Genomic DNA, 19,307 nt, shown 5'->3' with positions numbered 1-19,307 from the left:
ACTGTGGCGTTCCCGCAAGACCCGCTGGAGGTGCTGGTGGAGATCCGCGCCGGCCAGTCGTGGATCGACATCACCGACGACGCCTACCACCGCGACATCATCACCATCGACCGCGGCCGCGACGACGAGGCCGGCTCGCTGGAGCCGAGCAGGTGCACGCTGACGCTCAACAACGGCGCCTCCCGCGCCGCGCCGGGCATCTCCGGGCGGTACTCGCCGCGCAACCCGAACAGCGACCTGTACGGGCTGATCGGCCGCAACACCCCGATCCGCATCCACGCCCGCGGCCCGGAGCCGCACCTGCGGATCATCGGCGCCGCCGGGGACCGCGCCCGGGTCGCGTCCGCCGCCGAGCTGGACATCTCCGGGGACCTGGATGTGCGCCTGGAGTTCGCGCTGGCCGAGCTGCCCACCCAGACGGCCGGGTTCGCCAACCAGGCCAACGAGCTGATCGGCCGCTACAACACCGCCGGCAACGCGCGGATGTGGCGGCTGGTGGCCGGCCAGTCCGGAACCCTGGTGCTGAGCTGGTCCACCGACGGGGCCACCTTCACCGACCGGGTCTCTACCGACGTGCTGCCGGTCGTCTCCGGGCAGCGCGCCGCCGTGCGCGCCACCCTCGACGTCGACGACGGCGCCGGCGCCCATGTGGTGCGCTTCTACACCGCCGCCTCGATCGCCGGGCCGTGGACGCAGCTCGGCCAGGACATCGTCACCGCCGGCACCACGTCGATCAACACCAGCGGCACCGCCGACCTGCAGATCGGCGACATCTCCGTCGACACCTTCGCACCCGGCGCCGGCCGCTACTTCACCGCCGAGGTCCGCAACGGCATCGACGGCACCCTGATCGCCAACCCCGACTTCACCGCCCAGACTCCGGGCACCACGAGCTTCACCGACGCCGCGGGCCGCTCCTGGCAGCTGCAGGGCAGCGCGGAGATCACCGCCTTCTACCGCCGGCTGTGGGGCGAGGTCTCCGCCTGGCCGGCCCGGTGGGACGTCGACGCACACGACGTGTGGGTACCGCTGGAGGTCGCCGGCGTGCTGCGCCGCCACCGCCAGGGCGCCAAGCCGCTGCAGTCCACGCTGCGCAAGCGCATCCCCTCCGGTGACCCGCTGGCGTACTGGCCCATGGAGGACGGGCCGCTGACCACCGCCCCGGCCTCCCCGGTGCCCGGGGTGGCGCCGCTGACCGTGCGCGGCATGACCTTCGGCGCCGACACCTCCCTGCCGTCGGCCGACGCCCTGCCCACCCTGGGCAACTCCTCCTCGCTGCGCGGCGAGGTCCCCGGCGCCGCCGCGGGCGGCTGGCACACCGAGATGGTCTACCGGCTGCAGACCATGCCGGCCACCGAGCGGACCATGCTGCGCCTGTACCTGGCCAACGCCGGATCCTCCGTCACCGCCGTGCGGGTGCGGATCTCCACCGCCGGCATCCGCGTCCAAGCCCTCGACGACGACGACACCGTGGTCGCCTTCTTCCTGTTCACCGACCCCGACGCCATCGCCGACTTCACCGGCGTCTGGAACCGCCTGCAGTTCTACTCCTTCGACTCCGGGCCCTCCACGTTCGTGTGCGTCGCCTGGCGCGACGTCTCCGCGAACACGCTGTGGGTCGTCAACACCGCTTTCACCGGCAACCCCGGCAAGATCACATCCGTGCGGGGGGAGTGGGGCAGCGACTTCACCGGCATGGCCATCGGCCACCTCGGCGTGTGGGACACCGGCGGCACCTCCACCACCGACGCCGGCGTCGACGTCTACGCCGGCGCAGACGACGGCTTCGCCGGCGAACGCGCCCTGACCCGCATGCGGCGCGTCGCCGACGAGGAGAACCTGGAGATGGCCATCCCCGGCATCCCCGGCGAGTCCATGGCCGTCGGCCCGCAGCGCATCGCCACCGTCCTCGACGTCGTCGACGACTGCGCCGCCGCCGACGGCGGCCTGCTGTACGAGAACCGCGAAACCCCGGCGCTGGCGTACCTGCCGCGCTACCTGCGCTACAACCGCACCCCCCAGCTGGTGCTGCACTACGACACCGACGGTGAAGTAGCGCCGCCGCTTGAGCCGGTCGACGACGACCAGAAGACCCGCAACGACGTCACCGTCACCCGCCTCGACGGCGGCTCCGGCCGCGCCGTCCTCGACGACGGCCCGCTGTCGGTACAGGCTCCGCCCGACGGCGTCGGCACCTACGACGACCAGGTCACCCTCAACCTCCACACCGACGACCAGACCGAGGATGTGGCCGCCTGGCGGCTGCATCTGGGCACCGTCGACGAAGCCCGCTACCCCAAGCTCACCGTCGACCTCGCCGCCGCACCGCACCTGATTCCGCTGGTGCTGTCCCTGGACATCGGCGCCGTCATCGAGGTCCAAGGACTGCCCGCCTGGCTGCCGCCCGGCGCGGTGCGCCTGGTCGTCGAGGGCTACACCGAACACCTGGGCCAGTACGACTGGACGCTGGAGTTCAACTGTTCCCCCGCCTCGCCCTGGACCGTCGCCGTCACCGACGACCCCGTCCTGGGCAAGGCCGACACCGACGGCTCCGAACTCCTCGCTCCGGCCGGCGCCGACGACACCGAGCTGGTCGTGCGCGCCACCGCCGGCTCGCCGTGGACCACCGACCCGGCCGAGGTTCCGTGGGACATCCACCTGGGCGGGGAGGTCGCCACCGTCACCGCGGTCACCCACTCGATCGCCGATCCCTTCGACCGCGTGGCGACCTCCGGCTGGGGCACCGCCCCCACCGGTCAGGCGTGGTCCATCTCGGGCGGCGTGGCGACCGACTACGCCGTGTCCGCCGGCACTGCCCGGCACCTGTGCAGCACCTTGAGTACCGCGCGGCTGAGCGTCCTCACCCCGGCCATCGCCGACGACTTCAACCTGTACTGCAAGGTCGGCGTCGTCGAGACCTCCACCGGCGGCTCCCAGTTCGCCGGCGTCGCCGGCCGCTACACCGGCGACGGCGACCTGTACTACCTGCGCATCGAGTTCACCACCACCGCCGCCGGCATCATCCTGTCCCTGCGCAAGCGCGTCGTCGACAGCGACAGCGAGCTGATCAGCAACATCCCCAACCTGGCCTACACCGCCGGCGGCCTGCTCAACACCCGCTTCCAGGCCATCGGCACCGAACTGCTCGGCAAGGCATGGCTGCTGGGCGACCCCGAACCCCGCTCGTGGAACGTCGTCGCCACCGACACCGACCACACCACCGGCCAGGTCGGCACCCGCTCCATCGTCACCAGCTCCAACACCAACACCAACCCCACCCTCGTCTACGACGACTTCCAGGTGGCCGACCCCCAGGTGTTCACCGTCACCCGCGCCGTCAACGGCATCACCAAGGCGCACCCGGCCGGCACCGCGCTGTCGCTGGCCCACCCCGCCATCGTGGCGCTGTAGAAGAAGGAGGCACGAGCACGATGGCTCTGTGGCTGCCCGGCATGACCGTCACCGCCGCCCGGCTCAACGCCGGCATCCTGTCCGGGAGGGAAACCCTCGACTTCTCCACCGGCACCACCATCAACGCCGCCGGCAGCGGCTACGACCAGGACTACATCCGCCAGCACGTCGACGTCGCCTTCCCCGTCGGCTTCTTCTCCTCCACACCGATCGTCTCGGTCACCGCACACACTTCCGTCCCCGGCGTAGTCCTCGAAGTCGGCTACACCAACCCCTCCACCACCGGCTTCACCCTCACCGGCGCCCGCTTCTCCACCACCGCCACCACCGTCGACTGGATCGCCTTCGAACTCTGACACCCACCCCCACCCACGCCCCGCCCCGCGCCCACCAGCACGGGGCGTTCTTCATGCCCAGGAGACGCGCATGGCCTGGTACCCAGGCGCCACCAAGATGGAGTTGCAGCCCGAGTCGGACGACCAGGCCGCGATCCGGCCGACGCAGTTCATCGTGCACTCGATGGCCGCGCCGTGGACGCCGCGGCGGCTGTACGAGTACTGGCGCGACTCGACGAACCTGGAGTCGCACTTCGGCCTCGGATTCGATGGCACCCTGGCGCAGTTCATCGGCACCGAGACCCGCGCGGACGCCAACGCGAGCGCCAACCGCCGCGGCGACGGCACCGGCGCCATCAGCATCGAGACCGCGAGCAACACCAGCTCGACGGACCCGTGGACCGCCGAGCAGATCGAGGCACTGATCAAGCTCGGTGTGTGGGCGCACCGCCGTCACGGCATCCCGCTGCGCATCTGCCGCAGCAGCACGGACCCCGGCTTCGGCTGGCACCGGCTGCACTCCGCATGGTCCACCGGCGGCACCGCCTGCCCCGGCCCGAAACGCATCACCCAGTTCAAGGAGGTCGTGATGCCCGGGATCCGGGCGCGCGCGGCCGGAAAGGACGACATGCCCCTCAGTGACAAGGACATCGACCGGGTCGCCAAGGCGGTCTGCGACCGGCTCGCGAACCAGGACGGCGTGTACCCCGCGCCGGAGGACGCCGCGAGCTACGACACGAACAAGTTCTGGGCCTTCAAAAACCACGTGACCACCCAGACCCGGGCCGCCCGCGGTGCCCGCCGAGCCGCTGAGGCAGCGGCAGCGCAGACGGGCGCGCTGACCGGGATGGTGCAGCAGCTGCTCGACGCCGGGGGCAGCCTCACCGCCGCACAGGCCCAGGCCGCAGCCGAAGCCGGCGCACGAGCCGCGCTCGCCGAGCTGGGCGACGCTCTCAACGACGGGAACTGACACATGAACCTCTACCTGTCCGTGCTCCGCACCGTCGTCCCGCTGTTCGTCGGCTGGCTGCTGACCGTCACCGGCGCCCTGGGCATCGACGTCGACTCCGAGGCGGCGGCCGGCGGCGTCACCGTCGTCGTGGCCGCGGTCTACCACGCGCTGTTCCGGGTCCTGGAGGACGCCGCGGTCCGGCTCAAGTGGGAGCCGCTGCGGCTCGTCGCCGGCGCCCTGCTGGGCTGGGCCCGGCCGCCGGAGTACCCGGCCAAGCCGGACGCCTCCCTGGCCGCGCTCGCGCGCCGGACGGGCCGGTGACGCCGCCGGAGTCGGCGACCATCGCGGTAGAGCTGGCCACGCTCCGCGGTGAGATCCGCACCGACATGGCCGACATCAAGGGCTCCCTCAGCGTCCTGGTGGAGCGGAACTCCCGCGTCGAGCAGGACGTGAGAGACCTCGCGCGCAGCACCGACGAGGACATCAAGGAACTGCGCGTCGAGGTCGACGACCTCCGGCGGTGGCGGTGGATGGCCACCGGCGCCGCCGTCGTCGTCGGCACCGCCGCCGGCTACATCGCGAACATCGTCACCGGATGAGCTGCACGAAGCGCCCCCTGGCCTGGCCTCACGGCCGGGGCAGGGGGCGTTTCGTCATGCCCGGGGCCGGTCCCGGGTGGCGCCTGCCGGCGGAGCAGCCCGTCACGCAACGCCCCGTCCCCGACCCCCCGTATGACGGCGTAGCGTGGAATTCTCATCCACCTGGCGGGGGTGCTCCATGCACGAACACGGCGAGTCCATCGGCGACCGTATCGGGCGGCTACGCGCACGACGCCGTCTCACCCAAGAGGAACTGGCGGACCGCGCGGACGTGTCCGTCGACACCGTGCGCAAGCTGGAGCAGAACCGGCGGCTGACCGCCAGGCTCGCGACCCTCAACCAGCTCGCACGGGCCCTCGACGTCGACACGTCCACACTCCTCGGCCAGCCGACCACGTTCGAGGCCCCGCCCAGTGGCGAACTCCCCTCCGTGCTCGCTCTGCGGCAGGCAGTCGCACCCCTTGCCGGTCTCCTCGGGGACGACCCGGACCCCGAGGACCCGCCGGCCCTCGGTGCTCTGCGCGCCGCGCTGCACTCGACTGAACGCATCCGCCGCGAAGGCCGGATGGCCGACATCGGGCTCTTGCTGCCTCCGCTCATCCGCGACGCCCTCACTGCCGCCCGCGCCTACAACGGCGCCTCGCGGGCGTCGGCGTATGCCGTGCTCGCGGAGGCGTATCAGGTCGCTGCGACCACCCTCACCGCGCTGGGGAAGGACGACGCGGCGTTCACGGCCATGGAACGGGCGACGGACGCCGCCCGCCGCTCCGACGACCCGCGCCTTGAGGTCGTCGGTGCCTCCACGCTCGCGTGGATCTTCACCAAACAGGGGCGGCTTGAGGATGCCGAACACGTGGCGCTGCGCTACGCCGACGACATCGACCCCGGCTTCCGCTCCGCTCCGGCAGACTTGTCCCTGTGGGGAATCCTGCTGCTCCGCGCAGCAACAGCCACGGTCCGTCAGGGCACCAGCAGGTATGACCGTGTGGACGAGCTGCTGCGCATGGCGACCGCCGCGGCAGCCACCATCGGCAGGGACCGCCTCGACTACGCCACGCCGTTCGGCCCCACCAACACCGGCGTGGCCAAGGTGAACTTCCAGGTGGAGATGGAGAAGAACCGCGAGGCGATCACCACCTCCCGCACGATCCCCGGTCTGGCATCGCTCCCGCCGACGTGGCGGGCCCGATTCCACGTCGACCGCGCACTCGCCTACGTCGACCTCAACCGGGACGAGCACGCCGTGCGCGCCCTCCTCCAGGCAGAAACCGACGCTCCCGAGTGGATGCGGTACCACACCACGGCCCGCAGGATCGTCGCCGAGCTGCGCGGCCGTGAGCGGCGCCGCACGTCTCCGGTGACGGAACTCGCCGCCAGGCTCCACCTCGACGGGTAGGGCACGGCGTCCTACCCGTATAGCAGAGTGGCACAGAGCGTCACTGTCCCCGCGTAGAGGCCCGACTTACGGTGCGTCCCCTGAGTAGCGGTGCCAGCTGTACCGGTCCTCCGCCAGGGCTCCGGCTGGCACCGCGTCATCATCGACGCGAGGACCACCATGACGTCCGACTCGCAGCCCGCCGCCGGGCTACTTGACCGTCCTCGGATGACGCTGCGTGTGTCCCGCGACGGCGGGCGCACCTGGGGGCGGGAGAAGCGGTACTACGACCGCGACTGCAACCCCCCTCTGCTCAACGGCACCTACCCGCCGTGCGAGTGCCCGCGCCACCGAGGAAAGGGGGCGGCCGAGTGACCGCCCCCGCGCGCCGCTCCGACCCCTCGCCGCCGGTGGTCCTGCCGGTCCGCGACGGCAAGGAGGCGCAGCCCTCCCTCGGCTGCGAGAAGTGCCGCCAGCTCGCCAACGACCGCCGGGCCGCGCGCAACCGCGGCGACCACTCCGCCGCCACCGACTGCTCCGTCCTCATCCGCCGGCACCCCCACCGCTGAACTCCGCTCCCTGGCCGCCGTTTCGTCAACCCAGCCAGGGAGCGGCCCCCGGTCGGCCGCCGCTGCTCACGGCCAGCCGGGAAAGGCGCTCCGCCCACTTGTCGAGGCCAGGCGGGCGGGGCGCGCACCACCGCCCCGGGCGGTCCGGGGCGGGCCCCGAGAGGAGCCACAGATGAACCCCCGAACCGCACGGGCGCACAGCCGCCGCGAAGCCGCCGCCGCGGCCGCCGCCGCGTTCCTCGTGCTGTCCGTCCTCGCCGCCCTAGCGGTGCTCGTCGCGTCCGAGTTAGGGGCCGTGTGATGGGCTCGCCGCCGCTGAAGTTCGCCGCGTTAGAGATCACAGGACGCTGTCAGCAGGCGTGCTCCTTCTGCTACGCCGACAGCAGCCCGAAGGGCACACACGGCACGATGAAGATCCCCGACTGGGAGCGCACCATCGGCGACCTTGCCGAACTGGGCACGCGCACCGTGCAGTTCATCGGAGGTGAGCCGACTCTGCACCCCTTCCTCGGCCGGCTCATCGCCTACGCGCACGGCGCCGGCCTCGTCGAGGTGGAGGTGTTCTCCAACCTCGTCCACGTCCGAGACGAGCTGTGGGGCATCTTCCGGACCTGTGGCGTGCGGCTGGCGACCACGTATCTGAGCGACAACCCGCGCCAGCACGACCGGATCACGCGCCTGCCCGGCTCCCACCGGCGCACCCGCGCGAACATCCAGCGGGCGAAAGAACTCGGCATCCCGCTGCGCGCGGGCGTCATCGGCCCTCGGTCCGGCCAGCGCGTACAGAACGCGGCCGAAGACCTACGCACGCTGGGCGTCACCCAGGTCAAGACCGACCGGACACGGTCACTCGGACGAGCGGGCCGCAACGGCGGGCAGACCGTCGACGCACTGTGCGGGCAGTGCGCACACGAGCAGTGCGCCATCGGCCCGGACGGCTACGTGTGGCCCTGCGCCATGGGCCGCTTCCTGTACGCCGGGAACGTGCTGCACACCCCCCTCGCGGACATCTGGCACGGCGCGCGCATGGCCGAGGTCGCCGCCGCCATACGGGACGTCCACGGGCCGCCCGGTGCCGAGTCGTGCACGCCGCCGCAGTGCCTCCCGTGGTGCGGACCGTGCCAGCCGTGCGCCCCGCAAGCTGGCAGGCACGCGGATAGCATCGACGGGCCCGACTGACGCAGGGAGCAGACATGGACGACCACGGGGACGACTTCGGCGGCTGGACCGAGGCCGACGCCAACGGACCGGTGCAGCGGACCGAGGAGCAGTGGGCGCTCCTCGCCGGCTACGTCCGCCACGCCGCGAACAAGCTGGGCCCGGACCTGCCGTTGTGCCTCCCCGGGGAGCCGAAGGAGTGCGGCCGGCCCGCGCAGCAGCACGTGCTCGCCTGGGCGGCCGAGCTGAAGGCGCTAGCACACCACCTCATCGAGACGTCCGCCCCCAGCGAGGCGCGCGCGGCGCACACCGCCGGGCCGCTGTACCGCCGCCGGCTGGAGCAGCTGCGCGAGCGACCCTGACCGCGGACAGAGGACGGCCCCGGGAGCGTGCGCATCGGCTCCCGGGGCCGTTCCGTGCGCGGGGACTCCCCGGCGTGATCGCTTGCAGTTCGGCCGAGCATCGGCCGAGCTATCGATCTCCACGGGGCTCAGGAACGAGTCTGGGCCAGATCAGATGCCTTCTGACCTGGCCCAGAAGAGTAGGCCGCGTGGGACTCGAACCCACAACCAACGGATTAAAAGTCCGGTGCTCTGCCAATTGAGCTAGCGGCCCGCCCGGCCAGCATAGCCCGGACCTCCCGCTGCTCCCGAGCGGATATCCACCTGCGGCGGTGCGGGCCCGGTACGGGGCCGGGGCCCGGGGACGCGGGTGGGCCCCCTCCGGTGGTGCGTGGAGGGGGCCCGGGGTGTGGGTGTCAGCTCTTGCGGTTTTTGCGGTCCTGGCGCTTCCAGCGGGGCTTGTCCGTGCGGCGGTCGTCCGAGGTGCGGCGGTCGTGGCCGTAGGGGCGGCTGTCGCGGCGGTCGCGGCCGGCGGGGCGGTCGCCGCCGCCGTAGCGGGAGCGGTCGGTGTCGCGGCGCTCGTACGGGCGGCGGTTGTCGCGGTCGTACGGGCGGGCGGCGCCGCGGTCGTCGCGGCGGGGGTACGAGCGGGTGCCGCTGTCGTAGGGGCGGGTGCCGCGGTCGTCGCGGCGGTCGTAGGAGCGGGGCTCCCGGGTGCCGTACGTGCGCTCGTTGCCGCGGTCGGCGCGGTAGTCGCGGGTCTCCCGGCCGTCGCGGTCGTTGCGGCGCGGGCGCTGGTCGCCCGAGCGGTCGAACGCCCGGAAGCGCTGCTCCCTGCGGTCGTGCCGCGTCGCCGTGCGGTTGTACGGGCGGTCGGCCCGGTCGTCACGGTCCGTACGGGCCTCGTACGGGCGCTCCGCCGGCCCGGCGTCCGCCTCGCCGGTCTGCCCGCCCGGCTCCGCCGCCGACTCCGGCGGCACGCCCGCCCGCGTCGCCAGCCGCGTCGCCTCCGCGCGCAGCTCCGCCGCGTGCTTGCGGGCCCGCTCCAGCTGGGCCTCCAGCTGCGTCACGTCCCGCTCCGCCTGCGTCGCCGCCTGGGCCGCCGAGTCCGCCTGCACCTCGTCGATCGACCGGGCGCCGGTGATCCGGGCCACGTCCGGGTCGAACGCGCCGCGGCCGCTGATGATGTGCCGCGAGGAGTCCACCGCCGCGTCCTCCAGCAGCCGGAAGACCGTCCGGCGCTGGTGCGGCAGGGCGAGGGAGACGACGGTGCCGGACTCGCCGGCGCGCGCCGTGCGGCCCGCGCGGTGCAGGTAGTCCTTGTGGTCGCCGGCCGGGTCGACGTTCAGCACCAGGTCGATGCCGTCGACGTGGATGCCGCGTGCGGCGACGTCCGTCGCCACCAGCGCGTGCACCCGGCCGTCCTTGAAGTCGGCCAGCGTGTGCGTCCTGGCCCCCTGCGTCATGCCGCCGTGCAGCGCCGCGGCGCGCACGCCGGTCTCGCGCAGCTGGTCGGCGACGCGGTCGGCGCCCAGCTGGGTGCGTACGAAGACGATGGTGCGGCCCTTGCGCGCCGCGATGGCGGCGGTGACCGGGGCCTTGTCGCGCGGCTTCACGACGAACACGTGGTGGCTCATCGTCGTCACCGCGCCCGCCGACGGGTCGACCTCGTGGCTGACCGGGTCGACGAGGTAGCGGTCGACGAGCGTGCCGACGCCCTTGTCCAGCGTCGCGGAGAACAGCATCCGCTGCCCGCCCGGCGGCACCTGGTCGAGCAGCTCGGTGACCTCGGGCAGGAAGCCCAGGTCGGCCATCTGGTCGGCCTCGTCGAGCACGGTGATCTGCACCCGGTCCAGGGAGCAGGCGCCGCGGTCGATGACGTCGCGCAGCCGGCCGGGGGTGGCGACGAGCACGTCGACGCCGCGCTCCAGCGCGCCGATCTGGCGGCCCATGGACGTACCGCCGCAGACGACCTTCATCGACAGCCGCAGCAGGTCGCCGTACGGCTGGAGGGCGTCGGCGACCTGCATCGCCAGCTCGCGCGTGGGGGTGAGGATCAGGCCGCGGGGGCGCTTGGGGTCGGTGTGGCCGCCGGCGAGGGTCGCGAGCAGCGGCAGGCCGAAGGACAGGGTCTTGCCGGAGCCGGTGCGGCCGCGGCCGAGGACGTCGCGGCCGGCGAGGGCGTCCGGGATGGTGGCGGCCTGGATCGGGAACGGGCTGGTGACGCCGTGCTCCGCGAGCCTGGCCACGACCCCGCGGGGCAGGCCGAGGTCGCCGAACGTCGGCGCGGCAGGCGCCGCGGCCGTCTCGGCGGCGTCGGGGGCGGCCTCGGGGGTGCCGGCGACCTCGGGGGCGGCGGCCTCGGGGGCGTCGGTGGTCCCGGGGGCCTCCGCCTCGTCGAGGGCAGGGTCGAGCACTGGGGTTTCAGACATGAACGAGCTAAAGCCTTCCGCAGTCGTCGGCACGCGCCACGACTCCGCGGCGGATGTCATACGGACCGCCTCGTGCGGTCTGCCACGGCAGGGAAGGGAACGCGCCACACACGGCGCGCTTCGGTGGGGCGCCGGGCAAATGGGATCAAACGATCTACCAGAGTACGCACCAGGTGGGCCGGCTGGCAAATCCGTTGAGCGGGACCGGCTCCCGAAGGGTACCGGAGGGCGCGCGGAGCAGGTACGCGCCGGTCGGTGCGCCCGTCCACGCGCCCCGTGTCCTCCGCGGGCGGCGGGGAGTTGAGCCGTACGACGCGCGTCCTGAAAGGGGCTCCCCCATGCCTGAGCCGACTGCCCGTGCCGCCCTGCGGATCTCTGCCGCCACGATGGCGGTGCTGGCGCTCGGCGGGTGCATGACCGTCTCCGGCACCGGCCGCCCGGGGCCGGCCGACACCGGCGCCGACCGGAACGGCACCGAGCCCGACGGCGGCGTCGGTGCCCACGCCGCCCCCGCCGCCGCGGCCGGCGGCGACGGCGGCTCGGCCCCCCGGCTCCCGGCCGCCTGACCCCGAGCCCCGGCCCCCGGCCCCCGGCCACCCGGGCGCCCCTCAGCCGTACCCCAGCGCGTGCAGCCTCTCGTCGTCGATCCCGAAGTGGTGCGCGATCTCGTGCACCACCGTGATCTCCGTCTCCGCCACCACGTCCTCCCGCGACTCGCACATCCGCAGCGTCGGCCCGCGGTAGATCGTGATCCGGTCCGGCAGCACCCCCGCGTACCACTCGCCGCGCTCCGTCAGCGGCGTGCCCTCGTACAGCCCGAGCAGGCCGGGGTCCTCCGGCGGCGGCTCGGGTTCGACGAAGACCGCGACGTTGTCCATCAGCCGGGTCAGCTCCGCCGGGATCCGGTCGAGCGCCTGCGCGACCAGTTCCTCGAACTCCTCGTTCGGCATGTCCAGCACACGGCCCATTCTGCGTCAGCCCACCGGATACCGGCGGGTCGCACCGGGCAGACGAGGCGAACGGCCCGCAAAGTGCCTTTTGCGGCTTGCACCCCCGCCCGCGGGCGCCCGGCGAGGACCCTTGACAGCCCTCCCTCCCAAGAATTAACTCAACCAGACGTGAATCAACAGAGTGCAACACGTCAGTTCATCGGTTCCTCCTGCTCATCCGATGTGTAAGGAGCATCCGTGCCCCTCTTCGGCCCGCTGGGACGGCGGCCGGCCGGCACCATGCTGACCGCGTTCACTGTCCTGATCACCGCTTGGCTGTCCCCCGCCGCGGCGACACCCGCATCCGACTCCCCCACCCCCGCGGACACCACCTCCGATGTCTGGAGAGTGGCCCCACCAGAAACCAAAAAAGATCAACTCACCGCCGACGTCGCCCTCGACGACTCCACCGGCGCCCTCTCCCTCACCGTCCGCCGCGGCGCGGACCCCGTGCTCCCCGACTCGCCCCTCGGCCTCCGCACCCGGGACGCCGACCTGACCCGCGGGCTCGAACTCCTCGACCGCGCGGACCGCCGGGTCGTGGAGCGGTACGAGATGACCACCGGCAAGCAGCGCCGCGTGCGCTCCCCCATGACGGAGTCCCGCTTCGCGCTGCGCGGCGAGGGCGGCGTCCGCATGGACCTCGTCGTCCGCGTCGCCCGCGACGGCGTCGCGTTCCGCTACGAGCTGCCGGACTCCGCGGGCACCGTCGTCACCGGCGAGGCCACCGGCTACCGCCTCCCCGCCGGCGCGCCCGCCTGGCTGCTGCCGCACACCTCCTGGTACGAGGAGGTGCGCGCTCGGACCACCGCCGGCGGCGCCCCCGCCGGCGACTACGGCTACCCCGCGCTCTTCGAGCTCGCCGCCGGCTCCGCCAACGAGTACGTGCTGCTCACCGAGTCCGGCATGGACTCCACGTACCCCGGCAGCAAGCTCGCCCACACCGCCGCCGGCGACAACGGCGGCGGCGCGTACGACGTCGCCCTCGCCGAGGCCGAGGTCGTCTCGCCCGGCGACCTGGCGACCCCGTGGCGCACCGCGATCGTCGGCGACCTGGCGGCCGTCACCGAGTCGACGCTCGTCAGCGATCTCGCGCCGGACGCGGAGTTCGCCGACACCTCCTGGATCCGGCCGGGCACCGTGTCCTGGTCCTGGCTGGTCGAGCACGACAGCCCGCGGGACTTCGAGCGGCAGAAGGACTACGTCGACTACGCCGCCGCGCACGGCTGGGAGTACACGCTGGTCGACGAGGGCTGGAGCCGCGAGTGGGTGCCGGAGCTGGTGCGGTACGCGCGCGCCAGGGGCGTCGACATCCTGCTGTGGTTCCGCTGGTGGGAGGTCGACACTCCGGAGGAGATGGACGGCGTCTTCGGCGAGCTGAACGACTGGGGCGTCAAGGGCGTCAAGGTCGACTTCATGAACAACGGCGGCGGCGAGCCCGAAGGGGTGGGCCGGCACGCCTGGTACGAGGACGTGCTCGCCGCCACCGCCGAGCACAGGCTGCTCGTCAACTTCCACGGCGCCACGCTGCCGAAGGGGCTGCAGCGCACCTGGCCGCACCTGATGACGTACGAGGCGGTGCGCGGGCACGAGTACTACTCCTTCGACCAGCCGCTGACGCCCACGTACAACACGATGCTGCCGTTCACCCGCAACGTCGTCGGCTCCGCCGACGTCACGCCGGGCACCTTCTCCATGACCAACAGGACGCACACCGACGCGCACGAGCTGGCGCTGCCCGTCGTGTACGAGTCCGGGCTGCAGCACCCCGCGGACAGCCCGGAGACGTACGCGCGGCTGCCCGAGGCCGAGCGCGTGCTCGACCAGCTGCCGACGGTGTGGGACGAGACCCGCTACCTCGGCGGGCGGCCCGGCGACGACGCGGTGCTGGCGCGGCGCGCCGGCGAGCGGTGGTTCGTCGGCGGCATCCACGCGGGCGCGGCCGGCGAGACCGAGGTGGACCTCGGGCGGCTGGGCGCGGACGACGACGAGCGGCTGCTCGTGGAGCTGGTGACGGACGAGGCGGACGGCGCGGACGGCGCGGACGGCGCGGACGGCGCGGACGGGCTGGTGCGCGAGAGCCGCACGGTCGCCGGCGACGCGGAGCTGACGGTGCCGGTGGCGGGGAACGGCGGGTTCGTTGCGCTGGTCTGCCCCGCCGAGCGCGGCCGGACGACGTGCGACGCGCCGGTGCGTACGACGCCGGCGACCGCGCTCGCGGTCACCCCGGCGACGGCCACCGCGGAACCCGGCGACGAGATCGAGGTCACCGGCCGATTCGCCGCCGCCGACGGGGAGTCCGCGACCCTGCGGGACGTCCGCCTCGGCGCCCGGCCGCGGGCCGGCTGGACGGCGTCGGGCGACGACGCGGCGCGCCCGGTGCTGCGGCCGGGGCAGGCGCTGTCGGGCAGCTGGACGGTGCGGGTGCCGGAGTCGGCGGAGCCGGGGTACGCGGACGTGCCCGTCGTCGCGGAGTACCGGGCGCCGGGCGCCGGCCGGGCGGAGCCGCCGGTGCACGTCGAGCAGGCGGTGCGGGTACTGGTCGCCCCGCCGGTGCCGCGGGGCGAGGCGCACGTCGGCGACCTGCACCTGCTCACGGCGACGAACGGCTGGGGCCCGGTCGAGGTCGACACCAGCGTCGGCGAAGACGGCGCCGGCGACGGCGCGCCGCTGACCATCGGCGGCACGACGTACGACAAGGGCCTCGGCGCCCACGCGCCGTCCCGGGTCACGGTCTACCTCGGCGGCGCGTGCAGCGCCTTCACCGCGCAGGTGGGCGTGGACGACGAGGTCGGCGACCAGGGCTCGGTGAGCTTCCGGGTCCTCGGCGACGGCACGGAACTGGCGGCGACCGGCACGCTGCGCGGCGCGGACGGCGCGCAGCCGGTGACGGCGGACGTGGCCGGGGTCGACGTGCTGACGCTGGAGGTCGCCGACGGCGGCGACGGCATCAGCTACGACCACGCGGACTGGGCGGACGCGAAGGTGTCCTGCGCCTGACGCGGCCGGCATGGAGAGCGCCGCGGCCCGGCCGGTGGCCGCGCTGCGGCGCTCTTCCGCTGCTCCACCGCGTACCCGCCGCTCCACCGCGTACGCGCCGGGCGTCAACCACCGGACAAAGCACTCCCCGAGGGTTGAATGAGACGCGGCAGGTACGACGAGGAGGCCGGCTGCGCTCATGACGTCCGAGGAGATCCTGACCGGCGTCGGGCTCATCGCCGTGCTCGCCGCCGGGGCGCAGATCCTGGCGTCCCGGCTGCGCATCCCGGCGATCGTCCTGCTGCTGCCCGCCGGCTTCGCCGCCGGCGCCCTCACCGACACCGTCGACCCCGGCCGGCTGCTCGGCCCCGCGTTCCCGCCGCTGGTGTCGCTGGCGGTCGCCGTCATCCTCTACGAGGCGGGCCTCGGCCTCGACCTGCGCCGGCTGACCGGCGACACCCGCCGGGTGGTGATCCGGCTGATCTGGATCGGCGCGCTGCTCACCCCGGTGGTCGCCGGGCTCGCCGCCGCGCCGCTGCTGGGCATGTCGGCGCCCGCGGCGGCCGTGCTGGGCGTCGTCCTCGTCGTCTCCGGGCCCACCGTCGTCGGCCCGCTGCTCACCTACGTCCGGCCCAACGAGCGGCTGCAGCGCATCCTCGTCTGGGAGGGCTCCGTCATCGACGCGGTCGGCGGCATCCTCGGCGCGCTCCTCTTCCACGCCGTCACCGCCGACACCGGCCACGGCCCCGTACGCGCCGTCCTCGGCCTCCTCGCCAGCACCGGCGTCGGCCTGGCCGGCGGCGCGGTGGGCGCCGCGCTGCTGTGGCTGCTGCTGCACCGGATGCGGCTCGACGAGGTGCTGGCCGCCTCCGCGCAGCTGGCGCTGGTCGTCGGGGTGGCGGCGGGGTGCAACGCGGTGCGGGAGGACACCGGGCTGATCGCGGCCATCGCCATGGGCGTCGTGGTCGCCACCCGCCCGGAGTTCGACGTGCCGGCGCTGCGCCCGTTCTTCGAGACGCTCGTGTCGCTGACCGTCGGGCTGCTCTTCGTCTCCCTCTCGGCGACGGTCACGCCCGCCTCGCTGCGGCACGTGGTGCTGCCGGCGCTGGTGCTCGTCGCGGTCCTGGTGCTGGCGGCGCGGCCGCTGGTGGCCGCGCTCGCCACGGTACGCACCAGCCTGCCGCGCGCCGAGCGGGCGTTCCTCGGCGCGCTGGCGCCGCGCGGCATCGTCGCGGCCTCGACGGCCTCGACGTTCTCCGCGGGCCTCGTCGCCGACGGCGTCGGCGGCGCACAGAAGATCCTGCCGGCCACGTTCCTCGTCATCGTCGCGACGGTGCTCCTGTACGGGCTGAGCGCCGTGCCGGTCGCCCGCCGGCTCGGCGTGACCCGGCCCGCCCGCTCCCGGCCGCTGCTCGTCGGCGGCGAGCCGTGGGTGGTCGAGCTGGCCGTGGCGCTGCGCGCGGCGGGTCCCGACGTGCTGATGTGGGCGGGCGGGGCGGCGGAGCGGGAGCGCATCGCGCGGGCCGGGCTGGCGCTGGCCCCGGGCGAGCTGCTGGCGTCGGCGGCGGGCGCGGGGGCGGAGCTGGAGGGCATCACGGAGGTGTACCTGCTGACCGCGGAGGACGACTTCAACGCGCTGGCGGGGGCGCTGCTCGCGGGCCGGGACCGGGGGGTGCCGGTGTACCGGCCGCAGCCGCCGCCCGGGGGCGCGGGGGTGGTGGCGCCGTTCATGGCGGGCGAGTCGCTGTTCGCGGAGGGCATGACGGGCGCGGAGGTGGCGCGGCGGCACGCGGCCGGCGCGCGGGACGTGGTGCTGTTCCACGTGGCGGCCACCGGGCGGCTGGCGCCGGCGGCGACGGCGTCCGCGCCGCACACGCCACCGGGCGACACCGCCGGCCAGGTCGTGCTTTGCGACGGCGCCCCCTCCACGTTCCCGACGGGGTAGGCGAGCGGAGCGGCCGCTGACCGGGCGGTACGGTGCGCCCGGCCGGGCGGCGCGCACCGTACCGGCCACCCGCCGCACGGGCGGGGGGCCCGCCGGTGCGGTCCGGCGACGAAAACACCGCCCGCTCCCCCCGTTCCCCGCACACCCACCCCAGGGTAGGCCGCCCCACCGACAGCCACGCCTCCGTACGAGAGCCGCGTCCGGCCGCCGTACGAGCGCAGCCGTACGCCCGGCCGCCGTACGGGCTCAGCCCGTACGCCCTCACTCCGCCGCCAGCGCCGCCAGCAGCTCGCGCTCCCGCTCCGGGCTCAGCCCCGCCCGGCGCGGCCGGTCGAGTCCGTGCTCCCGCTCCCACGCCAGCGTGTCGGCCAGCATCTCCGTCCGCGGCCGGTGCGTCAGCCCCGCCGCCTCCGCCGCCGCGCCGCTGCGGGCCGCGAAGCCCTCCCAGCCCGGCTCGTCCAGCCACATCGCCAGCGACTCCGCCCCCATGAACTGCTCCACGCCCTGCTCCCGCAGCCACGCGGAACCGGCCTCGGCCACCGGCCCGGTGTGCCCGCCGACCTCCCGGGAGAGCCGGATCCAGTCGGCCAGGGAGAGGACCGGCCCGACGGCGTTGTACGTGCCGGTCGCGCCGGACTCCGCGTTGTCGAGCAGCCAGGCCACCAGGTCCCGGACGTCCACCACCTGCGTCCACAGGCCCGGCCCGTGCGGGACGAGCAGCGGGCCCTCCGGGTCGCGGGCGGCGCGGGCGACCCAGTAGCCGGTGCGGCCGGTGTGGTCGCCGGGGCCGCCGATGAGGCCGGCGCGGGCGATGACGAGCCGGTCGCCGACGGCCTCCCGGGTCGCCTGCTCGCAGGCCGACTTGGCCTCGCCGTACAGCTCGCGGCCGACCTCGTCGAGCGCGGTGGGCTCCGCCAGCGGGGCGGACTCGTCGGCGCCGGGCCGGTCGTGGGCGGCGTAGACGTTGCCGGAGGAGACGTACGTCCAGTGCCGGGCGGTGCCGGCGAGCGCGGCGAGGGCGCCGCGGACGAAGCCGGGCTGCCACGACACCTCGACCACGGCGTCCCAGGGCCGGTCGGCGCTACGGGCGGGCAGGGCGTCGTACGCGCCGGGCTCGCTCCGGTCGGCGGCCACCAGCTCCGCGCCGTCCGCCACGCCGCCGCTCTCGCCGCGCGCGAGGCACGTCACCCGGTGCCCCCGCGCCAGCGCCAGCCGCGCCACCTCCCGGCCCACCCAGGCCGTACCGCCCAGCACGAGAATGTCCATGCCCGCACCCAAGCACCGATCCCGCCCCGGCGCAGCACCGCTACGCCGACAGCAGATCCGGGCCGGCGGAGGCGGTCCGCGGGGCCGCAGGGCCGGAAAGGCCGCCGGGCCGCTCGGCCGTCGCCGCGCGGCCGCTGCTCAGCAGGTCTCGCGTACGTACCCCGCCGCGCCCCGGGGGGAGACCGCGCGGTCGCGGCGGACGACGCTCAGGCGGTCGGCCCACCGCTCACAGGCCGCCGCGAGGCCGCCCGGGGTGTACTCGACGACCAGCACCCGGTCGTCGAACGCCGCCGCGTAGGCGGCGCACTCGCCGTACTCGCCGCACTCCTCCGCGACCGCGAAGTCCAGCCCGGTACGGGCCCGGTCGCGCGCCAGCTCCACGGTGTTCTTCTGGGCGACGGCCAGGCCGCGGCCGTGGGCGCGGTCGGCGAGGAGGGCGGCGTAGGAGACGGCGTGGGCGCGGGTGAGGAGGCGGGGGAAGCGGGTGTAGGTGTCGAGGTTGTCGGGCTCGACGGCCTGGTAGCCGCGGTCGGCGCAGCCGTCGATCCAGCGGCCCACCCGCGCCGCGATGCGCTCGCGCTTGCCGGCGGTGCGCAGGTCGAGCACGGCCTCGCCCCAGTCCTCGTCGTAGACGACCGCGCCGTCCGCGTCGCGCAGCAGCAGGTCGGGGTCCCACTCGTCCTCGGCGCCGGGCTGGGCCTGGAAGGCGTTGACGTAGCAGACGTTGTACGCGCCGGGGGCCGGGGCGTCGCCGCGGTCGCGGACGACGACGTCGACGCCGGGGGGCGGGGCGTAGGCGCCGCCGATCTGGTAGTCGACGCCGGCGCCGGGCGGGGGCGGTGCGGGGGCCGGCGGCCCGTCGTCGTCCCGCCACGGCGCGAGCAGCAGGACGGCGGCGACGGCGGCCGTCCCGGCGGCGACCGCGAGGGTCCGGCGCACTCGTTCGCGATTCACCC

18 protein-coding genes and 1 tRNA gene are annotated in these 19,307 nt (G+C 74.4%); 14 read left to right on the top strand and 5 right to left on the bottom strand.

Annotation, left to right across the window (positions count from 1 at the left end; all coding sequences use genetic code 11):
- The first annotated feature begins 3 nt into the window (after positions 1–3).
- The 11 genes from ABD317_RS02395 to ABD317_RS02345 all read left to right on the top strand — a co-directional run bounded on the left by ABD317_RS02395 (position 4) and on the right by ABD317_RS02345 (position 8,761).
- Positions 4–3,411: a hypothetical protein gene (locus ABD317_RS02395; RefSeq protein WP_344287306.1), complete on the top strand. Its 3,408-nt coding sequence runs from the start codon at positions 4–6 to the stop codon at positions 3,409–3,411.
- Between the two features lie 20 nt (positions 3,412–3,431).
- Positions 3,432–3,767, top strand: coding sequence for a hypothetical protein (locus ABD317_RS02390; protein ID WP_344287304.1), 336 nt, complete (start codon positions 3,432–3,434; stop codon positions 3,765–3,767).
- Between the two features lie 70 nt (positions 3,768–3,837).
- On the top strand, positions 3,838–4,716 hold the full coding sequence (locus tag ABD317_RS02385; protein ID WP_344287302.1) for a peptidoglycan recognition protein family protein: 879 nt from the start codon (positions 3,838–3,840) through the stop codon (positions 4,714–4,716).
- Positions 4,717–4,719: 3 nt separating this feature from the next.
- Positions 4,720–5,019: a hypothetical protein gene (locus tag ABD317_RS02380; RefSeq protein ID WP_344287300.1), complete on the top strand. Its 300-nt coding sequence runs from the start codon at positions 4,720–4,722 to the stop codon at positions 5,017–5,019.
- Positions 5,016–5,297: a histidine kinase gene (locus tag ABD317_RS02375; RefSeq protein ID WP_344287298.1), complete on the top strand. Its 282-nt coding sequence runs from the start codon at positions 5,016–5,018 to the stop codon at positions 5,295–5,297. Before ABD317_RS02380 ends, ABD317_RS02375 begins: the two co-directional genes overlap by 4 nt.
- A 178-nt stretch (positions 5,298–5,475) precedes the next feature.
- Positions 5,476–6,693, top strand: a complete 1,218-nt coding sequence (locus tag ABD317_RS02370; protein WP_344287423.1) for a helix-turn-helix domain-containing protein — start codon at positions 5,476–5,478, stop codon at positions 6,691–6,693.
- Between the two features lie 90 nt (positions 6,694–6,783).
- On the top strand, positions 6,784–7,047 hold the full coding sequence (locus ABD317_RS02365; RefSeq protein WP_344287296.1) for a hypothetical protein: 264 nt from the start codon (positions 6,784–6,786) through the stop codon (positions 7,045–7,047).
- Positions 7,044–7,241, top strand: coding sequence for a hypothetical protein (locus tag ABD317_RS02360; protein ID WP_344287294.1), 198 nt, complete (start codon positions 7,044–7,046; stop codon positions 7,239–7,241). Before ABD317_RS02365 ends, ABD317_RS02360 begins: the two co-directional genes overlap by 4 nt.
- A 172-nt stretch (positions 7,242–7,413) precedes the next feature.
- Positions 7,414–7,542 carry a hypothetical protein gene (locus tag ABD317_RS02355; RefSeq protein WP_344287291.1) on the top strand — a complete coding sequence of 43 codons (129 nt, stop codon included), beginning with the start codon at positions 7,414–7,416 and terminating at the stop codon, positions 7,540–7,542.
- Positions 7,542–8,420 (top strand): radical SAM/SPASM domain-containing protein, encoded by an 879-nt coding sequence (locus ABD317_RS02350; RefSeq protein ID WP_344287289.1) that lies wholly within the window; start codon positions 7,542–7,544, stop codon positions 8,418–8,420. The genes ABD317_RS02355 and ABD317_RS02350 overlap by 1 nt, the downstream gene beginning before the upstream one ends.
- 14 nt (positions 8,421–8,434) lie before the next feature.
- Positions 8,435–8,761 carry a hypothetical protein gene (locus ABD317_RS02345; protein ID WP_344287287.1) on the top strand — a complete coding sequence of 109 codons (327 nt, stop codon included), beginning with the start codon at positions 8,435–8,437 and terminating at the stop codon, positions 8,759–8,761.
- A 180-nt stretch (positions 8,762–8,941) separates the two neighbouring features.
- Here the strand turns inward: ABD317_RS02345 and ABD317_RS02340 are convergent.
- Together ABD317_RS02340 and ABD317_RS02335 are read right to left on the bottom strand one after the other, a co-directional pair.
- Positions 8,942–9,014: transfer RNA gene (locus tag ABD317_RS02340), tRNA-Lys, on the bottom strand.
- Between the two features lie 142 nt (positions 9,015–9,156).
- Positions 9,157–11,172, bottom strand: a complete 2,016-nt coding sequence (locus ABD317_RS02335; RefSeq protein ID WP_344287285.1) for a DEAD/DEAH box helicase — start codon at positions 11,170–11,172, stop codon at positions 9,157–9,159.
- A gap of 338 nt (positions 11,173–11,510) precedes the next feature.
- Between ABD317_RS02335 and ABD317_RS02330 the strand changes: the two genes are divergently transcribed.
- Positions 11,511–11,738 carry a hypothetical protein gene (locus tag ABD317_RS02330; RefSeq protein WP_344287283.1) on the top strand — a complete coding sequence of 76 codons (228 nt, stop codon included), beginning with the start codon at positions 11,511–11,513 and terminating at the stop codon, positions 11,736–11,738.
- 42 nt (positions 11,739–11,780) lie between these two features.
- Here ABD317_RS02330 and ABD317_RS02325 read toward each other — a convergent pair whose 3' ends face one another.
- Positions 11,781–12,131 (bottom strand): metallopeptidase family protein, encoded by a 351-nt coding sequence (locus ABD317_RS02325; RefSeq protein ID WP_199789005.1) that lies wholly within the window; start codon positions 12,129–12,131, stop codon positions 11,781–11,783.
- Between the two features lie 228 nt (positions 12,132–12,359).
- On the opposite strand from ABD317_RS02325, the gene ABD317_RS02320 reads away from it, so the two are divergent.
- On the top strand, positions 12,360–15,161 hold the full coding sequence (locus tag ABD317_RS02320; protein WP_344287281.1) for an NPCBM/NEW2 domain-containing protein: 2,802 nt from the start codon (positions 12,360–12,362) through the stop codon (positions 15,159–15,161).
- A 178-nt stretch (positions 15,162–15,339) separates the two neighbouring features.
- Positions 15,340–17,085, top strand: a complete 1,746-nt coding sequence (locus ABD317_RS02315) for a cation:proton antiporter (RefSeq protein ID WP_344287280.1) — start codon at positions 15,340–15,342, stop codon at positions 17,083–17,085.
- A 261-nt stretch (positions 17,086–17,346) separates the two neighbouring features.
- Here the strand turns inward: ABD317_RS02315 and ABD317_RS02310 are convergent, their stop codons facing one another.
- Both ABD317_RS02310 and ABD317_RS02305 read right to left on the bottom strand, forming a co-directional pair.
- The gene (locus tag ABD317_RS02310; protein ID WP_344287279.1) at positions 17,347–18,351 is read right to left on the bottom strand and encodes a Rossmann-fold NAD(P)-binding domain-containing protein; all 1,005 of its coding nucleotides are present in this window, start codon (positions 18,349–18,351) and stop codon (positions 17,347–17,349) included.
- A gap of 138 nt (positions 18,352–18,489) precedes the next feature.
- Positions 18,490–19,305 (bottom strand): endo alpha-1,4 polygalactosaminidase, encoded by an 816-nt coding sequence (locus tag ABD317_RS02305; protein ID WP_425582247.1) that lies wholly within the window; start codon positions 19,303–19,305, stop codon positions 18,490–18,492.
- Between the last annotated feature and the right edge of the window lie 2 nt (positions 19,306–19,307).

The organism is Streptomyces synnematoformans (genome assembly GCF_039531005.1).
In the GTDB taxonomy this organism is placed as follows: Bacteria; Actinomycetota; Actinomycetes; order Streptomycetales; family Streptomycetaceae; genus Streptomyces; species Streptomyces synnematoformans.
The sequence above is the reverse complement of the archived record's forward strand: the minus strand, read 5'-3'. Positions and strand labels throughout refer to the sequence as shown.

What these genes read in the sequence shown, in the direction of transcription:
- ABD317_RS02370 (WP_344287423.1), top strand. Translation starts at nt 5,476, where the DNA reads ATGCACGAACACGGCGAGTCCATCGGCGACCGTATCGGGCGGCTACGC.
- ABD317_RS02315 (WP_344287280.1), top strand. Translation starts at nt 15,340, where the DNA reads ATGACGTCCGAGGAGATCCTGACCGGCGTCGGGCTCATCGCCGTGCTC.
- ABD317_RS02355 (WP_344287291.1), top strand. Translation starts at nt 7,414, where the DNA reads ATGAACCCCCGAACCGCACGGGCGCACAGCCGCCGCGAAGCCGCCGCC.
- ABD317_RS02330 (WP_344287283.1), top strand. Translation starts at nt 11,511, where the DNA reads ATGCCTGAGCCGACTGCCCGTGCCGCCCTGCGGATCTCTGCCGCCACG.
- ABD317_RS02380 (WP_344287300.1), top strand. Translation starts at nt 4,720, where the DNA reads ATGAACCTCTACCTGTCCGTGCTCCGCACCGTCGTCCCGCTGTTCGTC.
- ABD317_RS02350 (WP_344287289.1), top strand. Translation starts at nt 7,542, where the DNA reads ATGGGCTCGCCGCCGCTGAAGTTCGCCGCGTTAGAGATCACAGGACGC.
- ABD317_RS02310 (WP_344287279.1), bottom strand. Translation starts at nt 18,351, where the DNA reads ATGGACATTCTCGTGCTGGGCGGTACGGCCTGGGTGGGCCGGGAGGTG.
- ABD317_RS02385 (WP_344287302.1), top strand. Translation starts at nt 3,838, where the DNA reads ATGGCCTGGTACCCAGGCGCCACCAAGATGGAGTTGCAGCCCGAGTCG.
- ABD317_RS02345 (WP_344287287.1), top strand. Translation starts at nt 8,435, where the DNA reads ATGGACGACCACGGGGACGACTTCGGCGGCTGGACCGAGGCCGACGCC.
- ABD317_RS02335 (WP_344287285.1), bottom strand. Translation starts at nt 11,172, where the DNA reads ATGTCTGAAACCCCAGTGCTCGACCCTGCCCTCGACGAGGCGGAGGCC.
- ABD317_RS02390 (WP_344287304.1), top strand. Translation starts at nt 3,432, where the DNA reads ATGGCTCTGTGGCTGCCCGGCATGACCGTCACCGCCGCCCGGCTCAAC.